General features: G+C 42.7%; 22 protein-coding genes. 11 read left to right on the plus strand and 11 right to left on the minus strand.

Translation table 11 applies throughout. The annotated features are described in order from the left end of the window. The first annotated feature begins 103 nt into the window (after positions 1 to 103). On the plus strand, positions 104 to 4,435 hold the full coding sequence (locus K7A41_RS11770) for a CusA/CzcA family heavy metal efflux RND transporter (RefSeq protein ID WP_265713834.1): 4,332 nt from the start codon (positions 104 to 106) through the stop codon (positions 4,433 to 4,435). Between the two features lie 8 nt (positions 4,436 to 4,443). Next, on the plus strand, positions 4,444 to 5,754 hold the full coding sequence (locus K7A41_RS11775; RefSeq protein WP_265713835.1) for an efflux RND transporter periplasmic adaptor subunit: 1,311 nt from the start codon (positions 4,444 to 4,446) through the stop codon (positions 5,752 to 5,754). 146 nt (positions 5,755 to 5,900) lie between these two features. Here the strand turns inward: K7A41_RS11775 and K7A41_RS11780 are convergent, their stop codons facing one another. From K7A41_RS11780 to K7A41_RS11790, 3 genes are read right to left on the minus strand one after another with little or no spacing between them, the layout of a single operon-like run. Further along, entirely contained in the window at positions 5,901 to 6,185 is a 285-nt protein-coding gene (locus K7A41_RS11780; RefSeq protein WP_028070286.1) for a hypothetical protein, read from the minus strand. A gap of 35 nt (positions 6,186 to 6,220) precedes the next feature. Then, positions 6,221 to 7,015, minus strand: coding sequence for a TIGR03915 family putative DNA repair protein (locus K7A41_RS11785; protein WP_265713836.1), 795 nt, complete (start codon positions 7,013 to 7,015; stop codon positions 6,221 to 6,223). Beyond that, entirely contained in the window at positions 7,015 to 8,262 is a 1,248-nt protein-coding gene (locus K7A41_RS11790) for a putative DNA modification/repair radical SAM protein (RefSeq protein ID WP_028070288.1), read from the minus strand. The genes K7A41_RS11785 and K7A41_RS11790 overlap by 1 nt, the downstream gene beginning before the upstream one ends. 144 nt (positions 8,263 to 8,406) lie before the next feature. On the opposite strand from K7A41_RS11790, the gene K7A41_RS11795 reads away from it, so the two are divergent. After that, positions 8,407 to 9,456 carry a sensor histidine kinase gene (locus K7A41_RS11795; protein ID WP_051606968.1) on the plus strand — a complete coding sequence of 350 codons (1,050 nt, stop codon included), beginning with the start codon at positions 8,407 to 8,409 and terminating at the stop codon, positions 9,454 to 9,456. Between the two features lie 17 nt (positions 9,457 to 9,473). Beyond that, a complete protein-coding gene (locus K7A41_RS11800; protein ID WP_028070289.1) occupies positions 9,474 to 10,178 on the plus strand; it encodes a LytR/AlgR family response regulator transcription factor in 705 nt (234 codons plus the stop codon). Positions 10,179 to 10,190: 12 nt separating this feature from the next. Here the strand turns inward: K7A41_RS11800 and K7A41_RS11805 are convergent, their stop codons facing one another. The 5 genes from K7A41_RS11805 to K7A41_RS11825 all read right to left on the minus strand — a co-directional run bounded on the left by K7A41_RS11805 (position 10,191) and on the right by K7A41_RS11825 (position 15,117). Then, positions 10,191 to 10,910, minus strand: coding sequence for a phosphatase PAP2 family protein (locus K7A41_RS11805; protein WP_265713837.1), 720 nt, complete (start codon positions 10,908 to 10,910; stop codon positions 10,191 to 10,193). A gap of 189 nt (positions 10,911 to 11,099) precedes the next feature. Continuing rightward, positions 11,100 to 12,707: a sulfatase gene (locus K7A41_RS11810; RefSeq protein ID WP_265713838.1), complete on the minus strand. Its 1,608-nt coding sequence runs from the start codon at positions 12,705 to 12,707 to the stop codon at positions 11,100 to 11,102. 99 nt (positions 12,708 to 12,806) lie between these two features. Next, on the minus strand, positions 12,807 to 14,042 hold the full coding sequence (locus tag K7A41_RS11815) for a TCR/Tet family MFS transporter (protein WP_322784020.1): 1,236 nt from the start codon (positions 14,040 to 14,042) through the stop codon (positions 12,807 to 12,809). Positions 14,043 to 14,128: 86 nt separating this feature from the next. Continuing rightward, positions 14,129 to 14,599 (minus strand): OsmC family protein, encoded by a 471-nt coding sequence (locus tag K7A41_RS11820; RefSeq protein ID WP_265713839.1) that lies wholly within the window; start codon positions 14,597 to 14,599, stop codon positions 14,129 to 14,131. Between the two features lie 44 nt (positions 14,600 to 14,643). After that, on the minus strand, positions 14,644 to 15,117 hold the full coding sequence (locus K7A41_RS11825; RefSeq protein WP_265713840.1) for a DinB family protein: 474 nt from the start codon (positions 15,115 to 15,117) through the stop codon (positions 14,644 to 14,646). Between the two features lie 504 nt (positions 15,118 to 15,621). On the opposite strand from K7A41_RS11825, the gene K7A41_RS11830 reads away from it, so the two are divergent. Continuing rightward, complete coding sequence (locus K7A41_RS11830) at positions 15,622 to 16,272, plus strand: DedA family protein (RefSeq protein WP_265713842.1); 651 nt, start codon at positions 15,622 to 15,624, stop codon at positions 16,270 to 16,272. Between the two features lie 76 nt (positions 16,273 to 16,348). On the opposite strand, the gene K7A41_RS11835 is transcribed toward K7A41_RS11830, so the two are convergent. Continuing rightward, the gene (locus tag K7A41_RS11835) at positions 16,349 to 16,759 is read right to left on the minus strand and encodes a DUF6157 family protein (protein WP_265713843.1); all 411 of its coding nucleotides are present in this window, start codon (positions 16,757 to 16,759) and stop codon (positions 16,349 to 16,351) included. 958 nt (positions 16,760 to 17,717) lie between these two features. On the opposite strand from K7A41_RS11835, the gene K7A41_RS11840 reads away from it, so the two are divergent. The 5 genes from K7A41_RS11840 (at position 17,718) to K7A41_RS11860 (ending at position 22,260) form a co-directional block, all read left to right on the plus strand. Continuing rightward, entirely contained in the window at positions 17,718 to 18,992 is a 1,275-nt protein-coding gene (locus K7A41_RS11840) for an aminotransferase class I/II-fold pyridoxal phosphate-dependent enzyme (RefSeq protein WP_265713845.1), read from the plus strand. Positions 18,993 to 19,074: 82 nt separating this feature from the next. Then, positions 19,075 to 19,716 (plus strand): TetR/AcrR family transcriptional regulator, encoded by a 642-nt coding sequence (locus tag K7A41_RS11845; protein ID WP_265713846.1) that lies wholly within the window; start codon positions 19,075 to 19,077, stop codon positions 19,714 to 19,716. Positions 19,717 to 19,728: 12 nt separating this feature from the next. Beyond that, positions 19,729 to 19,929, plus strand: a complete 201-nt coding sequence (locus K7A41_RS11850) for a hypothetical protein (protein ID WP_265713847.1) — start codon at positions 19,729 to 19,731, stop codon at positions 19,927 to 19,929. Positions 19,930 to 20,326: 397 nt separating this feature from the next. After that, positions 20,327 to 21,331, plus strand: coding sequence for a metallophosphoesterase (locus tag K7A41_RS11855; protein WP_265713849.1), 1,005 nt, complete (start codon positions 20,327 to 20,329; stop codon positions 21,329 to 21,331). A 347-nt stretch (positions 21,332 to 21,678) separates the two neighbouring features. Continuing rightward, positions 21,679 to 22,260, plus strand: coding sequence for a hypothetical protein (locus K7A41_RS11860; RefSeq protein ID WP_265713850.1), 582 nt, complete (start codon positions 21,679 to 21,681; stop codon positions 22,258 to 22,260). Between the two features lie 56 nt (positions 22,261 to 22,316). On the opposite strand, the gene K7A41_RS11865 is transcribed toward K7A41_RS11860, so the two are convergent. Both K7A41_RS11865 and K7A41_RS11870 read right to left on the minus strand, forming a co-directional pair. Next, entirely contained in the window at positions 22,317 to 22,898 is a 582-nt protein-coding gene (locus tag K7A41_RS11865; protein ID WP_265713851.1) for a hypothetical protein, read from the minus strand. Positions 22,899 to 23,131: 233 nt separating this feature from the next. Further along, positions 23,132 to 23,557 carry a MarR family winged helix-turn-helix transcriptional regulator gene (locus K7A41_RS11870; protein WP_265713852.1) on the minus strand — a complete coding sequence of 142 codons (426 nt, stop codon included), beginning with the start codon at positions 23,555 to 23,557 and terminating at the stop codon, positions 23,132 to 23,134. Between the two features lie 56 nt (positions 23,558 to 23,613). On the opposite strand from K7A41_RS11870, the gene K7A41_RS11875 reads away from it, so the two are divergent. Beyond that, a complete protein-coding gene (locus K7A41_RS11875; RefSeq protein WP_265713853.1) occupies positions 23,614 to 25,884 on the plus strand; it encodes an excinuclease ABC subunit UvrA in 2,271 nt (756 codons plus the stop codon). The last annotated feature ends 65 nt before the right edge of the window (positions 25,885 to 25,949 follow it).

The following is a 25,949-nucleotide window of genomic DNA, read 5'->3' on the forward strand; positions in this document are numbered from 1 at the left end:
AGTTTTCTTCCGATTCGCTTTTTGTTTGTGCCGTTTCGCAGTCTACTTATTACAAGAAATGAGATTTTTACGGTCTCATAATTAAGCATTAATCAGATAAATCGTGTTAGATAGTATAATTAAATTTAGTATCCGCAATAAGATCGTCATTGGTATGATGACCTTATTACTTATTATATGGGGTGCATGGAGTGCCAGCAAATTACCTATAGATGCTGTGCCTGACATCACAAACAATCAAGTACAGATTTTTACTTCTTGCCCCACTCTTGCCGGTCAGGAAGTCGAACAGCTTGTTACGTTTCCTATTGAACAACGCATCGCCACCGTTCCGAAGATAGAAGAGATCAGGAGTATCTCCCGTTTTGGACTCTCGGTTATCACCGTGGTCTTCCAGGAAGAGGTGGATGTTTATTTTGCCAGGCAACTTATTGATGAGAGGTTAAAAGAAGCAGTGGATGAAATCCCGCCCGGAATCGGAAAGCCTGAACTAGCCCCGGTGAGCACGGGACTAGGTGAGGTCTATCAGTATATCATCCATCCCAAAAAAGGGAGCGAGCATAAGTACGATGCCAAAGATCTCCGGACGATGCAGGATTGGATCGTGGCTAGGCAGTTGTACGGCACGCCGGGTATAGCGGAGGTGAATAGTTTTGGAGGTGAACTGAAGCAATATGAAGTAGCCGTTGATCCTAACCGCCTTAAAGCTATGAATATCACAATCCCTGAGATCTTTACAGCATTAGAAAAGAACAATCAGAATACGGGCGGCGCATATATTGACAAGAAGCCAAATGCCTATTTTATCCGCGGTATCGGTCTAGCAACCTCATTGGAAGATGTTCGGAATATCGCGGTTAAAAAGTCGGGTGCAGTTCCCGTATATATTAAAGATGTCGCTGAAGTCCGATTCGGACATGCCGTACGTTATGGCGCATTGACCTATAATGGCGAGGTTGATGCGGTTGGTGGAGTCGTCATGATGCTGAAAGGTGAGAATAGCAATGAGGTGGTTAAACGAGTAAAAGAAAAATTGCCAACAATTCAAAAATCGCTGCCCGAGGATATCGTCATCGAACCATATCTCGACCGAACGGATCTCGTTAACCGTGCTATTGGTACAGTCGAGAAAAATCTAATCGAAGGTGCCTTGATTGTGATATTCGTTCTGGTGCTGTTTTTGGGAAATCTTCGCGCAGGCCTCATTGTAGCATCCGCGATTCCCCTGTCATTGCTGTTTGCACTAGGACTAATGAACGTTTTTGGTGTGAGCGCCAATTTAATGAGTTTGGGCGCCATTGATTTTGGGCTTATTGTAGACGGAGCAGTGATCGTCGTGGAGGCCACCCTTCATCACCTGGGGTTACGGAAGTCGACCGAAAAACTGACACAGGCCCAAATGGACCATGAGGTGCTTGAGTCGGCGTCCAAGATCCGTACCAGTGCCGCTTTCGGCGAGATAATTATTCTGATCGTTTATATACCCATACTGACGCTCGTGGGTGTAGAAGGAAAAATGTTCCGTCCGATGGCGCAGACGGTCAGCTTCGCGATTTTGGGGGCACTGATACTCTCGCTTACCTATATTCCAATGATGTGTGCATTATTTCTGCCGAAACGACACCATGATAAGAAAACGTTGAGCGACAAACTGGTCGGGAGCCTCCAGCGGGTCTACGAACCCTTGCTCCAGCAAGCTATTCGGTTCAAGTATATAATCGTTGGTCTGACGGTTGGTCTGTTTGCGATATGCCTATTTTTTTTCAAGAATATGGGGGGCGAATTTATCCCGCAGCTTCAGGAAGGAGATTACGCCTTCCACTGCATATTACCTCAGGGAAGTTCATTGTCGCAAAGTATCGAAACTTCCATGCAGGCTTCCCGAATTATTAAAAGCTTTGATGAAGTAAAAATGGTGGTGGGAAAAACAGGCGCAGCGGAGGTTCCCACAGACCCTATGCCACCGGAAGCAACTGATCTAATGGTAGTGCTCAAACCTCAGAAAGAATGGAAGTCAGGCCGTAGCTATGATGAGCTGGGGGGCGACATCCTTGAAAAGCTGGGAGTTATACCCGGTGTCTTTTTTGAAAAGAACCAGCCAATACAGATGCGTTTTAACGAGCTCATGACTGGAATCCGGCAGGATGTGGCGGTCAAAATTTTTGGAGAGAACATCGACTCGTTGGCTTCTTATGCTGATGAGGTCGCGGCACAGATCCAAGTCGTGCGCGGAGCAACATCGCCGCAGGTCGAGCGTGTATCTGGTCTGCCACAGATCAATATTGTCTATGACCGTACGCGTATCGCCAACTACGGTTTGACTATACAGGATGTCAACGACGTGGTCAGTACCGCGTTTGCGGGTAAAAGTGCGGGGCAGATCTATGAAAATGAACGTCGCTTTGATCTCGTGGTACGTCTTGATTCGACGCATAGGAGCAGTATCGACGATGTGCGTAGTCTGATGATTCCAACGGATACAGGTATCCAGATCCCGCTGTCACAGGTAGCGTTAATAGACTATAAGCTTGGGCCCGCACAGATCAGCAGAGAAGCAGGAAAAAGAAGGATCGTTATCGGGTTTAACGTAGCCGGGAGGGACGTGGAAAGTGTCGTCAAAGATATTCAGCAACGGCTGTCCACTCAAGTGAGGCTGCCGGCAGGATACTACATTACGTATGGCGGTCAGTTTGAGAACCTCCAGAAAGCCAGCGCCCGGTTGATGATTGCTGTCCCGGTGTCACTGTTGCTGATCTTTATGCTCTTATATTTCACTTTTCATTCTTTTAAGCAAGCGATGCTGATATTTACTGCAATTCCAATGAGTGCCATCGGAGGTGTTTTTGCACTGCTGCTTCGAGGGATGCCATTCAGTATCAGTGCCGGAATCGGTTTTATCGCCCTGTTCGGCGTAGCCGTTCTGAACGGTATTGTGTTGATCGGCACTTTCAACCAATTGAAGAAGGAGGGGATGGATGATATTCTTCAGCGGATCAAAGAAGGCACGCGGACGAGGCTGCGGCCGGTGCTGATGACAGCCACCGTGGCTTCACTGGGTTTTTTGCCCATGGCGGTGAGCACGGGAGCAGGTGCCGAAGTGCAGAAGCCATTAGCTACAGTAGTGATTGGAGGGCTTGTGTCAGCGACTTTTCTGACACTCTTTGTGCTGCCCTTGTTGTATCTAATTTTTAATTCCGCAAGACATATGAAAAAAAGAAATATAGGCAGCAGCATGGGAATCGTGTTGATTTTTATGTTGTGTGCTAACAGTTTTAATGCAATTTCCCAGGAACGGATCGACCTTCAAAACGCGATCGAGATCGCGCTCAAAAGTAACCGACAATATCAGGTCAACCAAGCAGAGATCGAAGGTGCAGGTTATACTGTCAAAACGGCAAACGAAATTCCAAAGACAGGCATTTTTGTAGAAAATGAGGATTATCGTCCCAGCGACAAAGCTGGAATTATGAAAATAGGGGTTACGCAGAGCATTGCCTGGCCCGGTCTGTATACGGCGCGGAAAGCCTATTTCAGGCAGCAGCTAGAATACGCGAAGCTCAATACTGCTGTGCTTGACGCCAATATCAAGAAAGAAGTACGTAATGCGTATTTCCAACTCTGGTATTTGCAGGACAGGCAAAAGCTGTATGTGGAACTGGATAGCATTTATTCCGCCATGTTCAAAGCGACGGAGCTCCGCTTCAGAACCGGCGATGTTGCAGCATTGGATAAAATGGCTGCCGAGGTGCGCTTGAGAGAATTGCAGGCACAAATTATTCAAAATAAGAAGGATATGGTCGTTCAGCAACAGCAATTGATGATGTTGCTCAACCGAAATGAATGGTTGCTTCCTGTAAATCGATCTCTGGAAAAAATCAACGTGGAAAAGGATGAACAGAATAGCCTAGAGGGTATGACACATCCCGTTGTAGCCCGGCAACAGCAAAATGTAGCTATCGCTTCGGCTAACATCGCGGTTCAAAAAAATACAAATAAACCCGAGTTTTCCGGACGTTTTTTTTCGCAGCGACTTTGGGGGGCAAAAGATCCATTTACGGGGTTCTCGGTTGCCGCATCCTTTCCGGTATTTGGTCAAGGAGCCAACCGCAACAAGATAAAGGCTGCCACGGCAGAAATGGAGGCGCAGCAAAGACAACTTGAATACGACAGGCAGCTGTTTGAGACAAATAAGATAAACGCTTGGGCAGAAATCGAGAAGAATGCTGCTGTGCTGAAATTTTATGAAACTTCGGGTCTCAAACAGGCCGATGCTATTATAAAGGCCGCGAGTCTAGGTTATAGAACTGGTGAAATAAGTTTTGGGGAGATGAGCCAGTTTCTGAGTCAGGCCATCGGGATTAGACAAAATTACTTAGACGTGCTCAATCAATATAATCAATCAGCAATTCAGTACAATTACATCAACAATAAATAAAAGGTACAATGAAAGGTATAATCAGTATATTTTTTGCAATTATGGTCAGCAGTCTTTTGTTTAGCTGCGGGCCATCGCGTCTGGGGGACGAGGGACATACACAGGACAACGCGACTGAAGCAGGTGGAGGTGAAGGCCATGAAGAAGGGACGGAGACGGTTACAGCTCTCAACGAACAGCAGATAGAATCTGTGGGCATCACCTTTGGAAATATTGAACAAAAACAACTTGAAACGACCATTAAAGCCAACGGCCTGTTGAGTGTGCCAAATAATAACAAGGCAAATGCGACTTCCTTATATGGCGGAGTGATAAAAACGTTAAACGTTCAACTGGGTGATATTGTTCGCAAAGGGCAGGTGGTCGCTACAATCATCAACCCACAATTTGTACAGCTTCAGGAAGAGTATGTTGCTTTAGAAAGTAAGATTACACTTGCGGCGCAGGAGATGGCCCGTCAAGAAGAATTAAACGCAGGGAATGCAGGCGCGAGAAAAAATTTACAGGCAGCGACAGCTGAATTCAATAGCCTGCGTGCGAGAAAGGCCTCGTTGCAGCAACAAATTCAGCTGATGGGTATTAACCCAAGCCATGTCAACTTGTCAAATCTGAAGACTTCTTTGGTGGTAACCAGTCCGATTAGTGGGACAGTAAGCAATGTGTTTGCTAAGATCGGTAGTTATGTTGATGTGTCGTCCCCTGTTATCGAGATTGTGGACAATAGTTTGTTGCATTTGGATCTTCAAGTCTTTGAAAAGGATCTCCCTTTAATCAAAGTCGGCCAGATCATCCACTTTCAGCTGACCAACAATCCGGACAAAACCTATTCAGCCAAGGTATTTACCATAGGTTCGTCGTTTGAGAACGAGAGTAAGACCATTGCTGTGCATAGCACGGTGATCGGCAGTAAAGTCGGTCTGATCGACGGGATGAACATCACGGGGATAATTGGTATTAACGAGGTGACAACACCGGCGGTACCCAATAGCGCTATCGTCGAGGCGGACGGCAAATATTATATTTTTATCGAAACCAGTAAGCCGGCCGGAGCCCATGAAGACCATGATGAACATGCCCATAGCCATGATGAAGGGGAATCAAAACATGCACATAAAAACGAAATGGAAGCAGCAAAGCATGCAGCTGCACAAGGAAAAAGTATAAACTTTGAAAAAATTGAAGTGCAGAAGGGTGTTTCTGCAATCGGATACACGGCGATTACTCCCATGCGGGAAATTCCGCAGCAAACAAGGATCGTAGTTAACGGGGGCTTTTTCATCAATGCCAAGATGAGCAATACCGGAGGGCATGAACATTAGCAGTCACAAAAGCTAAAAATGAATTTTCGTATATGCTGGACGCTATGATCCGCAGCGTCCAGCATATATGAAAACATAGTACGGTAATATCTGCGCTTCCAATGATTGCCAAAAGCAATACAACGCAGAGTACAGAGTGGTACTGACTATCTGACCAGTTTTTCATAGAGTGGCCATAGTGTGGCGAGGTCGTCGTCTGACTGCGCCTCAGGGTAGTGCTCATCATGCAAATTCCGGATTTCTACGCCTTGACCTTGTTCGTTTGCTACGACCGCTGCCCGAAGTTCGTCCGAACCATCATAATATATGCCGACGCCAACAAGCTGCCCATTAAGAGTAATTTCACTGACTACATATTGCCTGCTGTTTCTACCTTTAGGGTCGCTATGGCCGGTAGAAATCGTGTTTCCTTTCAAATAATGTCTTTCCATATCCTTAGAACATAGAAACGGCCAATTTGTTGTATTTATGTTTTGTTATTGCCTTGAATGAATAAAGACTTTCTTTTTTCGGGGAGATATCTCCAATAACGTTTAGGCACATGTTTTATATGTAAGCTGAGGTTTTTTCTGGCCTCGATATTAGTGCTTTCAAAATAGCTGCACCATAAATTTTCGTAATTTGCATCTTGCGGATCAACAAAAATACTTTCCGAAGATTTTTGCAGCGTTTTGGTCTCTTGCACATCCAGCGTGACTTCTGTGACGGTTTGCAGATTATAGTAGATGCCATAACGTCTTTTCTTGTCATAAATAAGCCATACCTGATCTGCATAACGCTGTCTAAAAAAATCTATGATTAGGGGAAGGACATTAAAGTCAGGTTCGATTACAGCTACGTAATGGCTGTTTGAGCTTTTCTGAAACCGAATGAATGCCTTCATCCGATGACGTTCGCGGTTTACCTTTTGTAGTGCCTGATTAAATTGGAGTACCTTCTCATCTCCAAAGTTATGAAGGATATCGCCGGCGCCCCGGAAAATAGAAATGATCAGGTCAAAGATAGTCTGGCTAACTTTCGGATTTTCGCATAGAAAGGCCCGCCAAAAATCTGCCGCTATTTTGGGAGTAAGCTGTTTAGTCAGGCCTCGATATACGCGTGCTGCTTTTTCGCTATCTGACTGTATCTCCCTTCGCGAACCAAACAATTGTTCCTGCTGGCCTCTATTGGTTATTAGTTTAACCATAAATTCTCTGTATTCGAAGGCGGTGAACGTAGCAGTAAGGAGCCCTTTGAAAGTAGCGTCGTAGATATATACCATTAGAAGAGTGTTAATTGTGAAGAAAACGTTGTTTTACCGCTGGGCCGGCCTACGATCTGTTGGCGGACCTTTTGCATGTCTGGATAGCCCAGACCGATGGCGGAGTCTGCACAGGTCATAAAGTGCCGGGCCCGATGAAAAGCAATCCCCATTTTTTTTACCTGATACTCATGTAGTCGGCCAAATTTGCGCGCCTGAATGATTTTCGATGCAGACTGCCGGCCTATTCCCGGAATACGGATAATCATTCGGTAGTCGGCAGTATTGATATCTACCGGAAATAGCTGCGGATTTCGCAGTGCCCAGCTTAGCTTAGGATCGATATCAAGTTCTAGGTCCGTATGTCCGGGATGCAAAATCTCCTGAATGTCAAAACCATAAAAACGCATCAGCCAATCCGTCTGATAAAGTCTATTTTCTCGCACTAAGGGAGGAGGTGTTCCGATTTGTGGCAGTATAGAGTGGTTGTTGGAAATCGGAACATAGCCCGAGTAGTAAACACGCTTTAGTTGGTAGTGTTTGTAAAAATTAGCAGCAACCTGCATAATTTCATAGTCGTTTTCAGGTGTAGCACCGATTACCATCTGTGTACTCTGTCCAGCGGGGACAAATGAAGGTACGCTCTTGATGAGTTTCTTTTCCTCGCGATACTGTATCAACTTGCTGTTGACAAATTCGAGCGGTTTCTTTACGGATTCATGGTCTTTTTCCGGAGCCATCAATTTCAATCCAGCCTCTGTGGGTAACTCGAGGTTGATGCTCATGCGGTCGACATATAATCCGGCCTCCTGGATAAGTTGCTCGTTGGCACCCGGAATGGTTTTGAGATGGATGTAGCCATTGTAACGTTGTTCATTACGGAGCTTTTTTACGATGCTCAGTAGCCTTTCCATTGTATAGTCGGCATTTTTGAAAATGCCTGAACTTAGAAAAAGACCTTCAATAAAGTTTCTGCGGTAAAAATTCATGGTCAACGAGACCACCTCATCCACTGTAAATGCAGCGCGCTGCACATCGTTGCTCCGCCGGCTGACACAGAAAGCGCAGTCATAGATACAATGGTTGGTCAATAGTATTTTGAGTAAGGATACACAACGTCCATCCTCTGTATAACTATGGCATATACCCGAATAAGATGCGTCACCGACACCGCCCTTGTTTTTTCGTGTCGATCCTGAAGAACTACAGCTCACATCATATTTTGCAGCATCGGCGAGGATACGCAATTTTTCTTCCAATCTATCCATACTAAATATTTTAGTTCAAATATACTAATATTATTAGTAGTATCAAGTGTTTGGCTTTAGTAATGACGATGTTCGGTACTGATTAAAAGCGAGCTTCAAAGTTTGTTTTCATAACTACTCCTTAAATTTTGTTACTTTAGGAGTATGAAATGGTTGGTAGGCAAACAGTTTAATGTCTTGTTTTTTTTAGTATGGTTCATTATTTGTGCTGTTATATGGGGCGTAAGCGATTATCATCCAAATGATTTATTTTCAAAAATTGTTTTTTTAGGCATGCCGCTGGGTGTGTTGATCGCTACTACTTTTGTACTATGTCATTACTTTCTGCCGAAGACAATTGTGCGTAATCGAGGCTATATTTTTGTCATCATTTTGGTGAGTCTATCCTTGCTGCAGGCGGTTCTGCTATATTGTTGCGATGAGCTGCTATTTCTTCTTGGAAATAGAGGAATCATCGCGCAGATTCCGGAAGGAACACCGGATAAATTTAGCATTTCGGTAGCTAGTTTTGTGCCCGTAGCCTTATTGTTGAATCTCGGATTTGGCGGATTGAGATTTTTGTATGCCCATTCGAAGTTATCGGAGCAGCATAGCCACTTACAGAGGGATCTGATTGAAAGTCAGCTGGTCGGGCTGCAGGCTCAGATCAACCCGCATTTTACCTTCAATATACTGAATCATATCCATATATTGATGCAGACGGATAAGGAAAGGGCGTCTATGTTATTGTTAAGATATGCTGATGTGTTGCGTTATCAACTTTACGAAGGCAATAAAGAGCGGATCGATCTCCATGTAGAAATCGCTTTTCTAAAAGACTATGTTGCTATAGAGTGCATTCGCTGGGATAATAGGCTTACGGTAGATTGTTTTTGGCAAATTGTGAACCCGCAGGGGGACATTGCGCCCCATCTCTTTTTTATTTTGTTGGAAAATAGCTTTAAACATGTTTTCAAGCCATCTACAGAGCTGGGAAAAGTAGAGGTAAGGTTGTGGCAGGAAGCCGAGGATATATATTTTTATACAAAAAATTCCCGATCCGAAAAAAATAGAGCCGACAGACATGAACTACAGTCCGGACTTGGCCTGATTAATCTTCGAAAACGACTGAATTTAATCTACCCAGATCGATTTTTGCTTGAAATAAAGGAGACAGAGACTGATTATAGCGCATTGCTCGTAATTTATAGATAACCAAAATACACAAATTGATGAATAAAAAACCACTATCTTGTCTGATTGTCGATGATGAGCCCCTGGCGGCTCAAGGAATGAAATATTATTTGGGCAAAATAGCTGATGTTAGCGTTGTGGATATGTGTTTTTCAGCGTTTGAAGCTAGTGAAAAATTGAAACAGCATCAGATTGATCTTGTTTTTCTGGATATCAACATGCCTGATATCAGCGGACTGGAATGGTTAGAAAGTATACTGTCGCCACCTTTGGTGATATTGACGACTGCGTATTCGGAATATGCCTTAGAAGGGTATCGTCTTAATGTGGTTGACTATCTATTGAAACCAATTGGTTTACCACGGCTCTTGGCGGCGATAGAAAAGGCGCATTCACGCAAAAAAACAAGCCCTGTTGAGAGGGAACGACGAGTAACTGACCTATACGTCCGGCATAATGATGCATTGGTGAAAGTTAATTTGGACGATATTTTGTTCATAGAAGCAATGCAGAACTACATCAAAATATATACAGATAGCACAATATATATCGCTCATCAGACCATGGTCTCGATGAGCGAAAAGCTAAATGGGCAACAATTCTATAGAATCCACAAGTCGTATTTAATCAATATTGCGTATATCAGTAGCATTAAAGGAAACAGAATTTTTATATCAGGACATGAACTGCCCCTATCCAAACATCGCCGGGAGGATTTCCTGAAGCGAATCGTATCACTCTAGTATTTCTACCACTTAAAAACTAAAAGTGGCTTTTAGCATAGGGTGATCGCCAGACAGATCCGGTTTTATTATTTTTTTTATTTTTGGTGTCATCAGATAAGCCAGTTCAGTTGAAAGGATTCCGATTCCGGCTCCGGCCAAAACATCGCTTAGCCAATGTTTGTTATTTAAGATGCGCAATAAACCTGTGGTTCCTGCTACGACATAACCCGACGAAGCGATCCAGATATTCTGATGCCTATATTCTTTGAAAAGAATATGTGCGCCCATAAAAGCCGTCGCTGTATGTCCCGACGGAAACGACTTCCGGTTGGAGCGATCAGGCCTCCATATCGCTGTACTATTTTTTAGGATGTGTGTGGTGGAAGCAGTTAGTGCAGCCGCAGTAAATAGAACTGTCAGACGATGACGTATCGTGTGCTTTGCTTTTAGGCCTGTGAGGTCAAGTGCAAACACAGCCAATGCTGGAGTATATTGGATCAAGTCATCCATATATGTCCGTCGCGGAGAGAATCTGTTTGCTATTTCTTTTGTTGTTATGTCGATCTGTCTTAGTGGATGGATAACTAGAGCGGAAAGTCCGTATCCAAGCATGCCTGTGGAGACAATGGCCGCGAGAGGTTTCTGCCTATTGTTACAGGTGCTGGTAGAGTCTTGAGGGTTAGCATGAAGTGGTATGCGGAACAGTAAGATAAGTATTGCCAGAATCAGATAGTTGTTTGTTTTTGCCATGATATTTTTTTGTGGCAAAGATGCCCCTAACGTCTATCAGTGCAAAAGTTGTTTGATCAAAGACCGGCTTTCGGTGATCAGTGGGAGTATCTGGTCCGTCAGCGGAATAATAAGATCGAAAACTGAAAACACAGACTCCATGTTATCATAAGGTAACATGGAGTCTGGATACGAATTTATTAACAACGGCTAAAGATTTCTTTTCTTGGCAGTGGGCAGGTAACGATTGTTGTTTTCGTCGGAGTCTTTGTAATATTTACGTGCTGCTTCAAGTTTTTGGTACATCTCTTTGCGTACCTTGCTATAGGCTGGATCGTTATAGACGTTTATCATCTCCTGTGGGTCGTTCTCAAGGTCATACAATTCCCATTCGTCCACATCGTAATAGAAGTGCATCAATTTATAGCGTTCTGTCCTGATTCCATAATGTCGCTTCACCATGTGGATGGAGGGATACTCATAATAAGTGTAATATACAGCATCTCGCCATTTGTGTTCTTTTCCATTTAATAAATTCCTGAATGACTTGCCTTGCATGTCCTTCGGAATTTCGACGCCTGCGTAGTCCAATAGCGTCGGAGCAAAGTCCAGATTCTGGACGAGGGCATTTGATGACTGTCCTGCTTTTATTTCTCCCGGATAGCGGATTAGGAGGGGAGTTCGCAAGGATTCTTCGTACATAAATCGCTTGTCAAACCAACCGTGTTCGCCAAGATAGAAGCCTTGGTCGGATGTATAAATCACTATGGTGTTATCGTCCAGGTTATTAGCTTTCAGGAAATCAAGTAATCGTCCTACACCTTCATCTACAGCAGCGACCGTTCCCAGATAATCTTGCATATATCGCTGATAACGCCAACGCATGAGATCTGTCGAGGACATGCCAGCGTATCGGCTTTTAAAATCTGCCATGATCGGATCATAGACCTTGTCCCAGGCGGCCCGCTCAGCACTTGTCATGCGACCTAGATTTCCATTGAAGGCAGCTTTATCCCAGCTGAGATATTCTTTAATGCCGAGCTCGTCCATCATTGCCGGTGGAACCTTGCTGTCTCCGGCCCAGTTCATGTGTTTTAGAATGTTCATTTCAGCGGTTTTTGCTGCTGTGCCTCTTCCTTCGTAATTGTCGAATAGATTTTGAGGCTCTTTATAGGTCCGGGATGTATATTCTTTTAAGTGCCGGAGTGCTGGAAGCCATTCTCGATGGGGTGCCTTTTGATGATATAGTACACAGAACGGTCTGCTCGTATCGCGTTTGGCTATCCAGTCCAATGTCATATCCGTGGTCAGGTCAGTCACATAGCCTTGGATCTGTTTTTTGACACCATTGACGATAAAATTCGGATTGTAGTATTCGCCCTGATCAATCAAAACTGCAGAATGATCGAAGCCCTGTGGCAGACCGTCCATATGGATTTTGCCAATTAATGCGGTTTGATAGCCGTTTTTTTGAAGGATTTTGGCAAAGTTATCTTGATTCCAGTCAAATTTTGCTTCATTGTCTATTTTGCCGTTGATGTAGCTATGCTTGCCTGTCAATAACACAGCACGACTAGGCGCACATAAAGAGTTGGTCACAGAGGCTCGTGTAAATATGACTCCTTCTTTGGCAAGACGATCAATATGCGGTGTATGGTTCAATCCAAATCCGTAAGCACTAACCGCTTGATACCCATGGTCGTCGCTCATAATATAGACAATATTGGGACGTTTAGTTTTGCCTGTTTTTTGGGCATTTGTAATCGCTGGCATCAATCCGACTAACGCCAGTGAGGTAATCTTCAATATTTTTATCATAACGTAGTTTCGTTCTGTTATGCGTCCTAATTGTTTGAGACCTATATAGCCGTTGTCGACTGTTAGGATATTCAATAGGACGTTTTAAATCATTTCTGCTTACCCCCCAATTTGCTGCTTCGCCTTCCGCTGAAACGCTGAATAGACGATGATTACGCTCAGTGTCATTAAGACAAAAGCAAGGAAGAACGGTGCTCCCGAAAATTTGAAAGGCGCCTTGTCATGGGTAAAATAATAAAAAAGATTCGTCATCATCGGCGGGCCGATGATGGATGTCGCGCTCATTAGACTGGTTAATGCCCCCTGAAGCTCACCCTGTTCGTTCGATGGTACATTTTTAGTGATGACAGATTGGAGCGCAGGACCACAGATGCCTCCAAGACAGTAAGGGATGAGAAATACAAACATCATCCAACCTTGGTTAGCAAAAGCAAATAAGAGGAGTCCGAGCGCATAGAAGGTCAAACCATAATAGATACTCTTCTGTTCCCCCAGCTTGGGTGTTGTCCATCGAATCAGCACCCCTTGAACCAATCCAATCAGAAGACCGATTACGCCCAAAGAGATTCCGACCATCCGCTCGCTCCAATTGAACTCATACATGGTAAAGAAGTTCCAATTACTCTGCACCGCATGACCAGCAATATAAATCAGAATCAACGCAATGATCAAACCCGATATTTCAGGATGCTTTCCGAGGAATTTGAATGATCCGACTGGGTTTGCTCGTCTCCAGTCGAATGTTCGTCTTTTGCTCTTATCCAAACTTTCGGGTAAGATGAAATAACCATAAAGAAAGTTCAGCAAACACAATCCCGCAGCGGCATAAAAAGGCACTCGTGCGCCGTAATGTCCCAATAGGCCGCCAATTACCGGTCCTATGATGAAGCCGAGTCCGAAAGCTGCTCCAATGAGCCCAAAGTTTTTGGCGCGGTCTTCGTCGGTTGAGATATCGGCTATGTAGGCACTTGCTGTAGTAAAACTCGCGCCTGTCAGTCCAGCGATAACGCGTCCCAAAAACAACCAGCCGATTGAAGGAGCCAATGCAAGAAAAATATAATCCACGGCAAAACCGAAGAGCGAAATTAGGATAATAGGCCGACGTCCATACTTATCACTCAAATTACCTACAACGGGTGAAAATATAAACTGGGTGAACGCATAAGCAAAACCGAGCCAGCCGCCATATTTAGCAGCTTCACTGACATCACTATGGATCAATTCCTCGATGAGTTTGGGGACCACGGGAATAATAATGCCCCATCCAGTAATATCAATGAGCAAGGTAATAAATATAAAGCCGATAGCCGCTTTCTTTTTTGAATTTTCCATCATGCCCTAAAAATAAGACAAATCCCGAAAAAATCCGCCGAAAATTTACAAGCTTAATTTTCGGTCGATACGCTCGTATGTCTGCACCTTCAGATGGATGTGCATGTAGGATTGTGTATAATAGGAAAATTGCAGGAGTTTGCAATAAAACAAAGTTTGCTGGCTTCGGCATGTAAAGCAAGTGCCAACTGAATTTTGTTGGGATCGGTTACACAAACATGAGGATTTAAGGTGACTTTTATAAAACGGCCACTCCCGTCCGTATGGGTTTCCAGGGTAGCTTCAGCCTCATCGGTATAGGATACCAGTTCAATATGGTGCTTCGAACAAACATAATGATACGACATCATATGGCAGGAAACGAGACTACTAAGCATAAGATCTTCCGGATTGTAAAGTGCAGGGTCACCTTTAAAGGCTTTGGCAGCAGAAACGTGTAAATCTACTTTGTCCTGAATCGATATTCTGTGGTTTTTGCTATAAATGCCTGAGGAGGAGGATAGTGGCGGGCTGTCCTTAGACCAGTCGAGACGGGCTCTGAAAACATGTTTAAATATCATTTGTTAATTAAAATCAATTGTGATGTTATTTATTGACTGTCCCATTAAGGTAGTATTGGACTTTCCCTGTTTCGTACAAAGCTGATATAATCCGTGTTGATCGGTTCTATTCCATTATTTCTCATTTCTGTTGCAATCTGCGCGCGGTGATACGTGCCGTGGTTTAAAACATGCAGCAACAGGTCTCCGTACAGATTCTGGAAATGCTCATGTTTGGTATTCTGATAGCTAACGACCTCTGAAGCACGAGTGTTATATTCTTTGATTTTAAGACCCAAACCCGTTGAAGCCAATTGATGATAATGCTCACATTCCACCAGGCTGTGTTCATCCCATACCCCCACAGGTGACAGCTCCTCATTGAGCCGGCTCAGCCAGATCAGTTGGGCGTTTACGATATGGCTCAAAAGACGTAAACAGCTAGTAGGAAGGCGTTCTGCCTCTCTCTTCATTTTTTCGATGAGCAAGCCGTTCGCCCAATCGTTATATAACCAGAGCTGCACAAGTGGATCTGACATGGATCTGACGGTTTAAGATGTTAAAAAGCATATACATGCAGTATCGATCTGCGTAGCTAAATTTAGCGAATACTTTGTTATACTGTATAAATAAATTCAATTAATTTTGTCCTTTAATACCAGTACCCAGATATCAACCGCTGAGTAACCTATAGTATTGCGTATAACTACACAGACACCTGTATTTTCTATTTGAGATAGGTAGTTTGGTGTCGTTACGTTAAGGAGCATGTATCCGAGTGTAACTATCATCCAGTGTTAGTCCGAAGTCTATCGGGTTTGCTAATAAAAATATGTCGCAAAAAATTGTGCCAATTGCTGTTGATTTTCTATCTTGCGCCCATTAATTTTTGAATCACTTTGGCTAAAAAAATCAGTTTACAATGTATTTTACGGATAACTCATTTCACTTGTTAAATGTATATGGACCGAAAAGAAGTAGTTAAGTATATATTTAACAGGAAGGGTTGTTTATTTTCTTTGATTTTATTTTCGATTTATTGAATGGATGTTTTTTTAGACTTTCTAAATAACCTCTCTAATCCGGACTGGATTGTTTCTCATGGGGGGCTTTATCTTTTATTATTTATCATTTTTGCTGAAACGGGAATATTAATAGGTTTTTTCCTTCCCGGAGATCCAATTCTCTTTATCGCTGGGATGATTGTTTCGAATATGACATTGGAGCCGGGCCAACAGCTGCCTACCTTGTTATACTGGATCTTGTTGGTTTCACTTGCCGCCATCCTAGGTAATTTTGTTGGTTATTGGTGCGGAAAGATTTTCGGAAGAAGGATTATGAGACTAGAAGATAGCTGGTTTTTTAAAAAAAGCTATATTCTGAAGGCACAGGAATTTTATGAAAAGAGAGGTGGCGGCGCTATTGTCCTTGCACGGTTTCTGCCGATTGTTCGTACTTTTGCGCCTATCGTTGCCGGTATAGTGGGTATGGAATTTAGGAAATTTATATTATATAATGTTCTTGGAGCCATTATTTGGGCAGGAAGCCTGGTCACTTTGGGTTATCTGTTAGGCGAAAATGCCTGGGTGCAGGAGAACTTAGAATTGGTCATTCTCGTCATTGTTCTAATTGCAACGGCTCCCGTCATTGTGAAAGCGCTTTCCGGAAAAAATCACACGAAAATTGCACACTAAATACCTGTAGTGGATGATTGTCTGGCCTTTATCGTATTTAAGAACCGGACTGACCTGCATAATGATCGTTAACAACTTACTTTCGGGATCGCATAGCTTTTACTTTCAGTGTATTACTGTCGTTTAAAAAGAAACGGTACTCCTCCGTTTCCACGCCGTAGAGTGCTATTTTTCCTTCATTGTTATGATGGATTCCGAAACCCCATTTTTTGCTTAGTGGAGAGGTACGTAGACAGGGCTGTCCTTTAGAAAAAAATAATGCCCGCGCTTCAGCGTAGGTTTCAGGCGGTAGCCCATTACGCTCCGCATAAAGCTGGAAAAGAACATCATCAGAACTCAGCGTGTAAGGAGATTCTGTGATGATTTCATATTGAAGCCTGGCGATTGTCTTCTTTTCCGTAATTGGTGGTATTGTTCCTTTGGACACTTTGCTGTCGCCAGCCACTTCTATAAAAGTGTTATAATAATTTGTTGAGTGTACTTTCATATTCTAGCTCCGGTTTATTTTGATTTAAAACTTGTCCACGTGCTTATATATCGATGAAGGTACTAAAATTCCATCAGAATTGATTTTGAGAGATTTGCGCCTGCCCACTTTCACGTAAGGGATTTTGTGTTTTAAATATTTTTTTTCAACGAAAACGAAAGCTTTTGCTTTATTTTTTTTAGATTTACAGCGCTATCGCAAAGCACCCTACAGTATACCTATCATAAATGGCTGCAAATCAATAGATAAGTGGCCATTTTGTTTTTTCTGCTCATCAATTCTTGTTTTTAAGCGAATAGTGTATTTTTAGTATATAGTAAAGGTCGTAACAAAAGGTTATTTTCACCTGATAGGAGAGTGTGTTTATAATAATAATCATAATATTCCTTTTGTTGAGAAAATTAATTTCTTTTTGGATTTGGTTGTATTTAGTAATTTTCTTGTTGTAAGGAAAAAAGTCTAAATTTTTGTAACGTTGCTACAATCCGCAATCCCTCCTCTATAAAAAAACATTCTTTTTTGTGATAGTGATGCAGGAAATGGGTTGAGACCTAATGTGTTAGAGAGTGCCTTTGATCAATAAGTACTTATTTTCTTCTTTTTTTTAATTTTGACCTGTGTAGGAAAATTTAATTATATATATTTGTACGTCATTAGACGTTTACCTGCCTAGGTTAGATGCGTAACCTGCACAGGTGTGGAGACTTGGCAGTGGCTCAGGTAACCAAGATGTTATTATGATAAGTATACTGGTAGATAGGTGTATAAATTCACAGGGGTGGCTGTAGGGGCCACCTACTGTTTTTTTAATGGACACCTAATCGATTGTTCAGTTTGATGCAGTTGACTTGTAAATAACGTGTCAAAAATTTTCTGTATAAGCACGATTATTCAGCTCATTTACGCGGTTTTGGCTTATATTTAGGAACAATTTCATCGCTACCAAAAAAACTGATCTATGAAAATGACATCGCATATTGATTTCGCGACAGCTAGTTTCAAAGAATTTGAAAACATTGCTGATCTTGATATGATGGATACTGCCAAATACTTTAATGAGTACATTGGGTATATGAAGGAGAACGAACATCTCAATTTCCGATTTATTACCCAAGGTTGTGGCCCGACAACTATTGTTAGTTCTCCATTCCTTTTTAAACCAACAGAATGTATAAGCATGGTTTCGAACGACTACCTCAATTTTTCACAGCATCCCAAAGTAAAGGCGGCCGCAATAGCGGGGATTGAGCAGTATGGTACTGGGGCAGGAGCATCTCCATTAATCGGAGGCCACCATGCATATCATGTAGCATTGGAACAAAAACTCTGTAAGTTTTTCAATCGTCCAGACGGTTCGAGCCTCATATTCACGACCGGCTATACCGCCAACAGTTCAAGTCTGTTGAGTTTATTAAAACAGGAAGACTGTGCGATAGTGGATATGGAGGTCCATGCCAGTGTCTATGAAGGTCTTTTGCATACGAATATCAAGCGTTTTCCGCATAATAGTACAGTTCATTTAGAGCGCGCGCTGGCGGAGACCCGCGATAAATTTAGAACACGGTTAGTGATTATTGATGGTGTATACTCTCAAAATGGCGATATTGCACGTATGGACGAAATATATGAGCTGACGCGGAAATATGGCGCTTACTTGATGGTTGATGATGCACATGGAATTGGCGTATTGGGCGAAAATGGGCGGGGAGCAATTGAGCTCTATAACTTGCTGGATAAGGTTGATATCATTGCGGGCACTTTAAGCAAAGCGTTTGGTCACATTGGCGGTTTTATCATTTCGACACCTGAGATCATAAATTATCTGCGGTATCAATCTCGGCAACAGGTATTCTCCTCTACCTCCACACCAGCTAGTTTCGGTCTCTTGAAGGCGATAGATCTAATTGACGAGGAACCTCATTGGCGGAAACAGCTCGCAGACAATGTGGCGTACTTTAAGTCTGGATTGTTGTCTCTGGGAGTAGATATCGGGACTTCAGATTCGCCGATAATCCCCATTAAAATAGGTGATCCGATCCGTACTGCACAAGTGTCGCGCATGCTTTTGCAAGGAGGTGTATACGCAAACTGTATAGTTTATCCCGGAGTAGCGAAAAAGGATGCCCGCATACGTACCAGCCTAATGGCGACACATACAAAAGAACATTTGGATAAGGCCTTGAATGTGCTTGAGGATATAGGTAAGAAGGTGAGCTTGAAGAAGTCTCGCTAAATTAATAGGATAATCTTTATTATTTATTATATTGGACTGATTTTTAATATCCAGGATCATGTCAATCTATAAGGAATAACATATGCGTAAAACTTATAAAGGAGAGAAGAACGATAAAGAACGCACCATGAACAAACTGATTTTGGCTGTGGGTGAGGTGTTGCGTGAAAAGGGATACGTGGGTCTAACCATAGCTAATATATCGAAGGCAGCTGGTGTTGACAGGAAACTCATCCCGCTTTATTTTGGTTCGGTTGACAATCTGGTCGAGACTTATATCAGAAGTAAAGATTATTGGGTGGCGGCTACTTTGGGGGCCGTGGAGTATTTTGGCACAGCACCTACAGAAGGGTCAAAAGGCTTTCTCGAATCATTGTTGTTAAACCAAATGGATAGCTTCTTAGAAAACACTGAAATGCAGAAAGCCGTGCTTTGGCAGATCAGCGAGAAGTCAGAGATTATGTCCCAGATCACGAGGGAACGCGAAAAGATGAGCGCGTTGTTTTTTGCTTTTGCCGACCGGGAGCTAGAAGGAAGAGATGTAGATCTTAGGGCTATTAGCAGTATTTTAACTGCCGGGATTTATTATCTCGTCCTGCACTCGATTAACACCGATAGTACCTTCTGCGAGATTGAACTGAACGCAGAGGGACTCGACAGGATACGTAAGGCGGTGAAAACCATCTTATCTTGGGCCTATGGCGAAAAAACAGAACCGGAATAAATCGTTGCAATAATGGCTGGAACTAAATTATCGAGAATGGACAATAGCGGTAGTGTTGTCGATCGGCAGGATGAAGCCATCGATTTTTTTCAAGAGCTCGGAATGAAACTTAAGGGACGCGGGTCTATAGATGGTGTTTGGTTATATTGTGTTAAATATATTGATCATCAACAAGATGGTATTGAGATGTCTATCTGCCGCAGACCCGCATAACCGGATCGAAGTTTCTAAATTCTTACCCCTTACGCTGGCTGCTATTCCTATTGCTGGATAGGATGACAAATTGTCAATACTCTTTGTTCGCGATCAGTCTTTAAGTGCACACTGTCATTTCAAAATCACTATATCCCGTAGGAAGCGTTCAATTAGCGGGGCTTTGTCATTTGGCATAGCATTAGCCTGTTATGAATAGAATCAGAGTAACATGGCAAAAAAAATAATTTTTATAATGTGCTTGTTCATCCTGGGAGATATTTATTTTTTTCAGGCTGTGAGTACGGTTTTTCGTTCCCCTGTAATACATTCATTTTATTGGTGGGTTGATTTATTATTGGTTGGAGGCGTTGTTATACTCATTTTTCTACGGCGTTCCGGCCATGATGTACAACATATGGCAGGTGTACTGATCAGTTCTTTTTTAGCAGTATTTATCCCCAAGTTACTAGCGCTGCCGGTCTTACTGGCAGAGGATGCCGTGCGGGTTCTAAGAGGCTTTCCAATGAGAAATACCTATATCAGCGAGATGGCATTATTGTGGGCCATGCTAATATTCATACTTATTGTATTTGGTCTAACTAAAGGACGTCATTTCTATCGGGTGCGACAGCAAATCTTACATTTTCCAGATCTGCCAGAGGCTTTTGATGGGTTTAAAATTACTCAGCTTTCCGATATCCATTCTGGCAGTTTATCCAATGTGAAGGCCGTAAAGCGAGGAATTGACCTAGTAAATGCACAGCGAAGTGATCTCGTTTTGTTTACTGGTGACCTGGTAAACAACAAAGCGTCAGAAATGGAACCTTGGATATCGGATTTTGGGGTATTGCAAGCGCCATTTGGCAAATTCTCTGTGCTGGGTAACCATGATTATGGAGATTACGTCAGATGGGAGAATGCCGATAGTAAGGCCTTGAATCTCCTTCGATTGAAAGATGTCCATCATGAGATGGGCTTTCGTTTGCTTCTGAATGAGTCCATTAACATCCAGAAAGGCTCAGATAGTATTTCACTAATCGGAGTTGAAAATTGGGGTAAGGGAGGGTTCCATCAATATGGAGATCTCGACAAGGCGACCGCCAGGCTCCCGAAAGATTCCTTTAAGATTTTGATGTCGCACGATCCTTCGCATTGGGAGCAGGTGACGTTAAATCACAACACCCATGTACATCTGACATTGGCCGGCCACACGCACGGCATGCAATTCGGAATAGAATTATTTGGATTCAAATGGAGCCCTATCCAATATTTCTATGAACAGTGGGCCGGCTTATATCATAAGGGCGGTAAATATCTCTATGTCAATCGAGGGTTTGGCTATCATGGATTAAAGGGTAGAATCGGCATATGGCCGGAAATCACTGTCATCACGCTTAAGAGGTCGGATCAACAGCTGTAGACAGCATTCTTTTTCTCACTGCATAGTGCATGTGCAAAAAGCAGGGGTTAAATATCAAAAATCTGAATTATCCTGAACAAGTTGTCATCAACACAATAGCACATACCACTAGTAGTATAATTACGGTTGTTGTATATGGTGTCCTTCTCATAATGTTGTATTTTATTTCTTAATAGTTTACATGTATTTAAATTACAAAAGTCATGCCCTGTGGCAACAAATTTAGAGAGCTGTACAAAATTGTAGCGTGAAATCTACAGCCTACTGCTTGTCTGGTAATACAGATGTAGCTATTACTTTGGTGCGCTTTTTGTGTGTAGCCTCGAGTAAATAATAATTATATCAATATGAAGTTTCCTTATTTAGGTGTAGGTCTATCAGTGGTGTTGGCCGTAGCAGTGGGCAATGATATCGCCTTTGCAGGTCAGTTTTCTAATGTTTCTTATCAGCATGGGCAAGTAGCTTCTGATTCATTAAAGGTTGAAAATTTAGCGACAGCGCTTAAGAAACTGAAACCTATCGCCCCCGAGGCTTTCAAAGCTAAGTTAAAAAAAGAAATCAATGGGTTTAAGCTAACCGAAGCTGAAGCGTTTGAAGATGCGGAGACAGGTTCATTTGCCAATGCGAATTATGTAAAGGGATCACAAAATATTTATCTGATGATAACTGATGGCGCTGGACCAGGCTCAGAACAGGTAAAGGGGAACCTATTGAATTATCTGGCGCTAAGGGAGTTTGAGGAGCCTGAAAACAAATCCAAGATCAAGAACTATAAAGGCTGGCCCGTGTTATTTGACTGGAGTATGTTTGAAAACGACGGGCTCACAACTATTCAATATGTTGAGGGTAATCGTTACGCCGTAATATCATCGGCAAACAATGTTCCCATAGAAGAACTAGAGCAATTTTTAAACGGTTTTAGCTTATAAAGATCGAAAATGGAGGGCTGTGATCACGTTGTTGGCTAGCCTTCCATTTGTTGCCGCTAGGTTATAATAGAAAAATTTCCGACCAGATCAAAAGACGCGATGTGATAATCATCTCCAAAAAATAAGCCATTGATGTAATGTTGAATCGGATAGAAGAGGTCAACAGGAACATCATTATAGAACGTCTTAAAGTCGTTCGGTACAGAATATAGGTGGCTATATTTTCCTTTTCCCAGGCTGACTCCTCCGATCCTTCGTAAGTAACCCGTAATCTTATGGCGTACGGAATCCCCATATTTATCTGCTGTTTCCAGAAAATAATCTTCCACATAAAAGTTCCGGATATCCTGTAGCTTAATAGCGGCACCGCGTTGTGGCTTAATTCGCCGGGAGTAGGATACATCAGCCAATATACAGATGACCTTTTTAACATTGGAAACATCGATAAAATAACCGGCATCGACTTTCAAATGTCTACTATCTTTATAGACACCAAGAATCATCTCGTTTATCTCCCGGTCGGAGTAATCCATGATATTCGAGGATCTCCCAAACTTTTCATATTCAAGGCCACTATCGCTGGAATTTTTTCGTATCCTATTTAGCTCATACCGTTGAAAAGTTTTGATTTTTTCCATATCTGTTATCTTCTTCTTGCCTTTGGAGGATTAAAGATAAACCTAAAACTTTGTTTTCAATTGCCCTCTTGACAGATAAATGTAATTTGAATCGAATCTAATTTAACGGAGAAGCTAATTGCTTGTGTTTGAAGCTTATTGGCAGTTACAGAGGATAGTAGTCCTAAGATATGTGAGACATATTATCGTTCTGCAAAAGCGCAGATCGCCGATTATTCCCAATAGCTATCTTATTATTTGCTCTTCAATTCCGTAGTTATCTTGACAAGGAGAAGGTTGAACACTTTTAACTCATCTTTGGTTAGGAGACCGGATACCATTTTTGTGAAGCCTTCTCTAAAATCTTCAGAGTTGTTAATAATAAATTTGCCTGTTTCACTGACGATAAGATGATAAGACCTGCGGTCGGCATCTGATCGTTGCTGATTAATTAAACCTTTTTCTACAAGAAATTTAAGGTGTTTGGAAATCGCTGCCTGACTGACATTAAAGGCAGCAGCCAGCTGCTTTCCTGTCGAAGGCTGATTTCTATAAATGAACTCAATGATATTATAGTGCGTAGCTGTAACGCCGTTGACGTTCCCTTTGTTCATATTAGCCAATATGTAACACTGAAGGTCAGTGAAGGCCCGATAGAAATCTTTTTCAATTTTATTCATAAAACTATTAAATACTTAACTTTGTTAAGTATTATATTTAACTAAGTTAATCATTTGTGAAGTTAGCTAAAATGGATTATATAACAATAGTCAACGCCCGGCAAAATAATCTGAAGAATATTTCTTTAAAAATTCCGAAGAAGAAGATTACTGTTTTCACAGGTGTATCTGGTTCTGGCAAGTCTTCTCTGGTTTTCGAAACTATTGGCGCCGAAGCACAGCGGCAGTTTAACGAGACACAGGCTAGTTTTATCCGGACGCGCTTGCAACATGTAGGGATTGCTGATGTGGAAAAGATAGACAACTTAAATGTTCCGGTTATCATTAACCAAAAAAGGTTGGGCGGCGGTGCGCGGTCTACGGTAGGTACAGCGACTGATATCTACAGCTCCCTGCGGCTTCTTTTTGCCCGGATAGGCAAACCCTTTGTTGGTTATTCGAATGTATTTTCTTTTAACAATCCATTGGGCATGTGTCCAGCATGTGAAGGGCTCGGTTTTGTCCAGACTGTTAATATCGACACCCTTCTGGATAAAGAACGGTCCTTAAACGAAGGCGCCATTACATTTCCTACGTTTCAACCCGGCGGCTGGCGTCTTACGCGTTATACCTTTTCGGGCTATTTTGACAATGATAAGAAGTTAAGAGATTATAGTGATGCCGAGTGGGAGCTGCTTTTGAATGCGCAAGAACACAAACCGAAACATCCCCACAAAGAGTGGGGTAAGACGGTCAAATACGAAGGGCTAATTCCCCGGATCGAAAAAGCCTTTCTAAAGAAAGATTCCAAAGAGAATATTGTTCGTAAGGATGCTCTTAAAAACATCGTCATCAAAAAAGCCTGCCCTGCCTGCGCTGGGAAGCGCTTGAATGAGGAAGTGCTTTCGTGCAAGATAAATGGAAAAAATATTGCAGACTGTGCTGCCCTGTCAATTGATCAACTGCTGAAGTTCGTTCAGGAAATTGATGCTATTTCATACCATACACTGCTCGAAGAATTAAAAAGGAAACTGCAGCATGTTGTCGATATTGGTCTACAGTACCTGAGCTTGGACCGACGGACAGATACGCTCTCAGGAGGTGAGTCGCAACGGATTAAGATGGTTAGAAACCTGGGAAGCAGTCTTACGGACATGCTTTATATTTTTGATGAACCAAGTATCGGTCTACATCCCCGAGATATACAGAATATCGCATCTATCATCAAGCAGATCCGAGACAAAGGTAATACGGTGCTTATTGTTGAACACGATCCCGATTTAATTAAGATCGCAGACTGGATCGTTGATATGGGGCCAGGGTCTGGAAAATACGGCGGAAGTATCATTTATCAAGGAAAATTTTCAGGGCTTAAGGGCACCGAGGGGAAAACAGCGACTTATTTTCGTAAACGTGCTGAGATCAATTCTTTACCGAGGAAAGGTGATGGCTACCTGACCATTTCGCATGCAAGCTTACATAATCTGAAAGATATCCGCGTACAGATTCCCCAAAAAGTAATGACCGCGGTCACCGGTGTCGCCGGCTCGGGAAAAAGCACTTTGATCAACAAGTTGCTGCCGGTATTCTATCCACAGACCAAGGTTATCGATCAGTCATCGATCGTTGCTGGGCCACGGTCAAATTTGTTGACTTATCTCAATTTATCGGACCTGTTGCGAAAGCTTTTTGCACGAACAAATAAGGTCTCCGAAAAATTGTTTAGCCGTAATAGCGAGGGTGCGTGCCCGCAGTGCAGAGGGGCAGGAATCGAGAGGATTGATCTGGCTTTTATGGACGATATTGAGCAACCATGTGAAGTCTGTGGTGGTTCGGGATTCTCGCCTAGCGTACTTGGTTATGTTTACAACAGCAAAAACATCGTCGACGTGATGAATATGACCGTCAGCGAAGCTCAGGATTTTTTTCCGACAGAGCCCTTCGCTTCTGCCTTTGGCCGACTATGTAGCCTTGGTCTGGAATACCTTAGCTTAGGTCAGCGACTGGACAGTTTTTCAGGTGGTGAAAGGCAGCGTCTCAAGTTGGTCCGTGAGATCGACCGACATGACGGGATCATTGTACTCGACGAGCCGAGCACTGGATTGCATCCTGCTGATGTACAAAAGCTTATGGTGTATATCGATACGTTGGTGACCAATGAAAATACGGTTATTGTAGTCGAACACAACCTGGATATTATCGCCAATGCTGATTGGATTATAGATCTGGGCCCTGGTGCCGGTCAATATGGCGGAAAGCTCTTATATGAAGGCTCCGTGATAGACCTGCTAAAATCCAGGGTTTCCATAACCGGTCAGTATTTAAGACAGCATTTGGATCAGGGCTGATGCCTTTAATCGTGAACAATGCGGCCACGTGCTAATCCTGTGTGTATTCCCATAATCTTACAAAT

The organism is Sphingobacterium sp. InxBP1, assembly GCF_026191775.1.
In the GTDB taxonomy this organism is placed as follows: Bacteria; Bacteroidota; Bacteroidia; order Sphingobacteriales; family Sphingobacteriaceae; genus Sphingobacterium; species Sphingobacterium thalpophilum.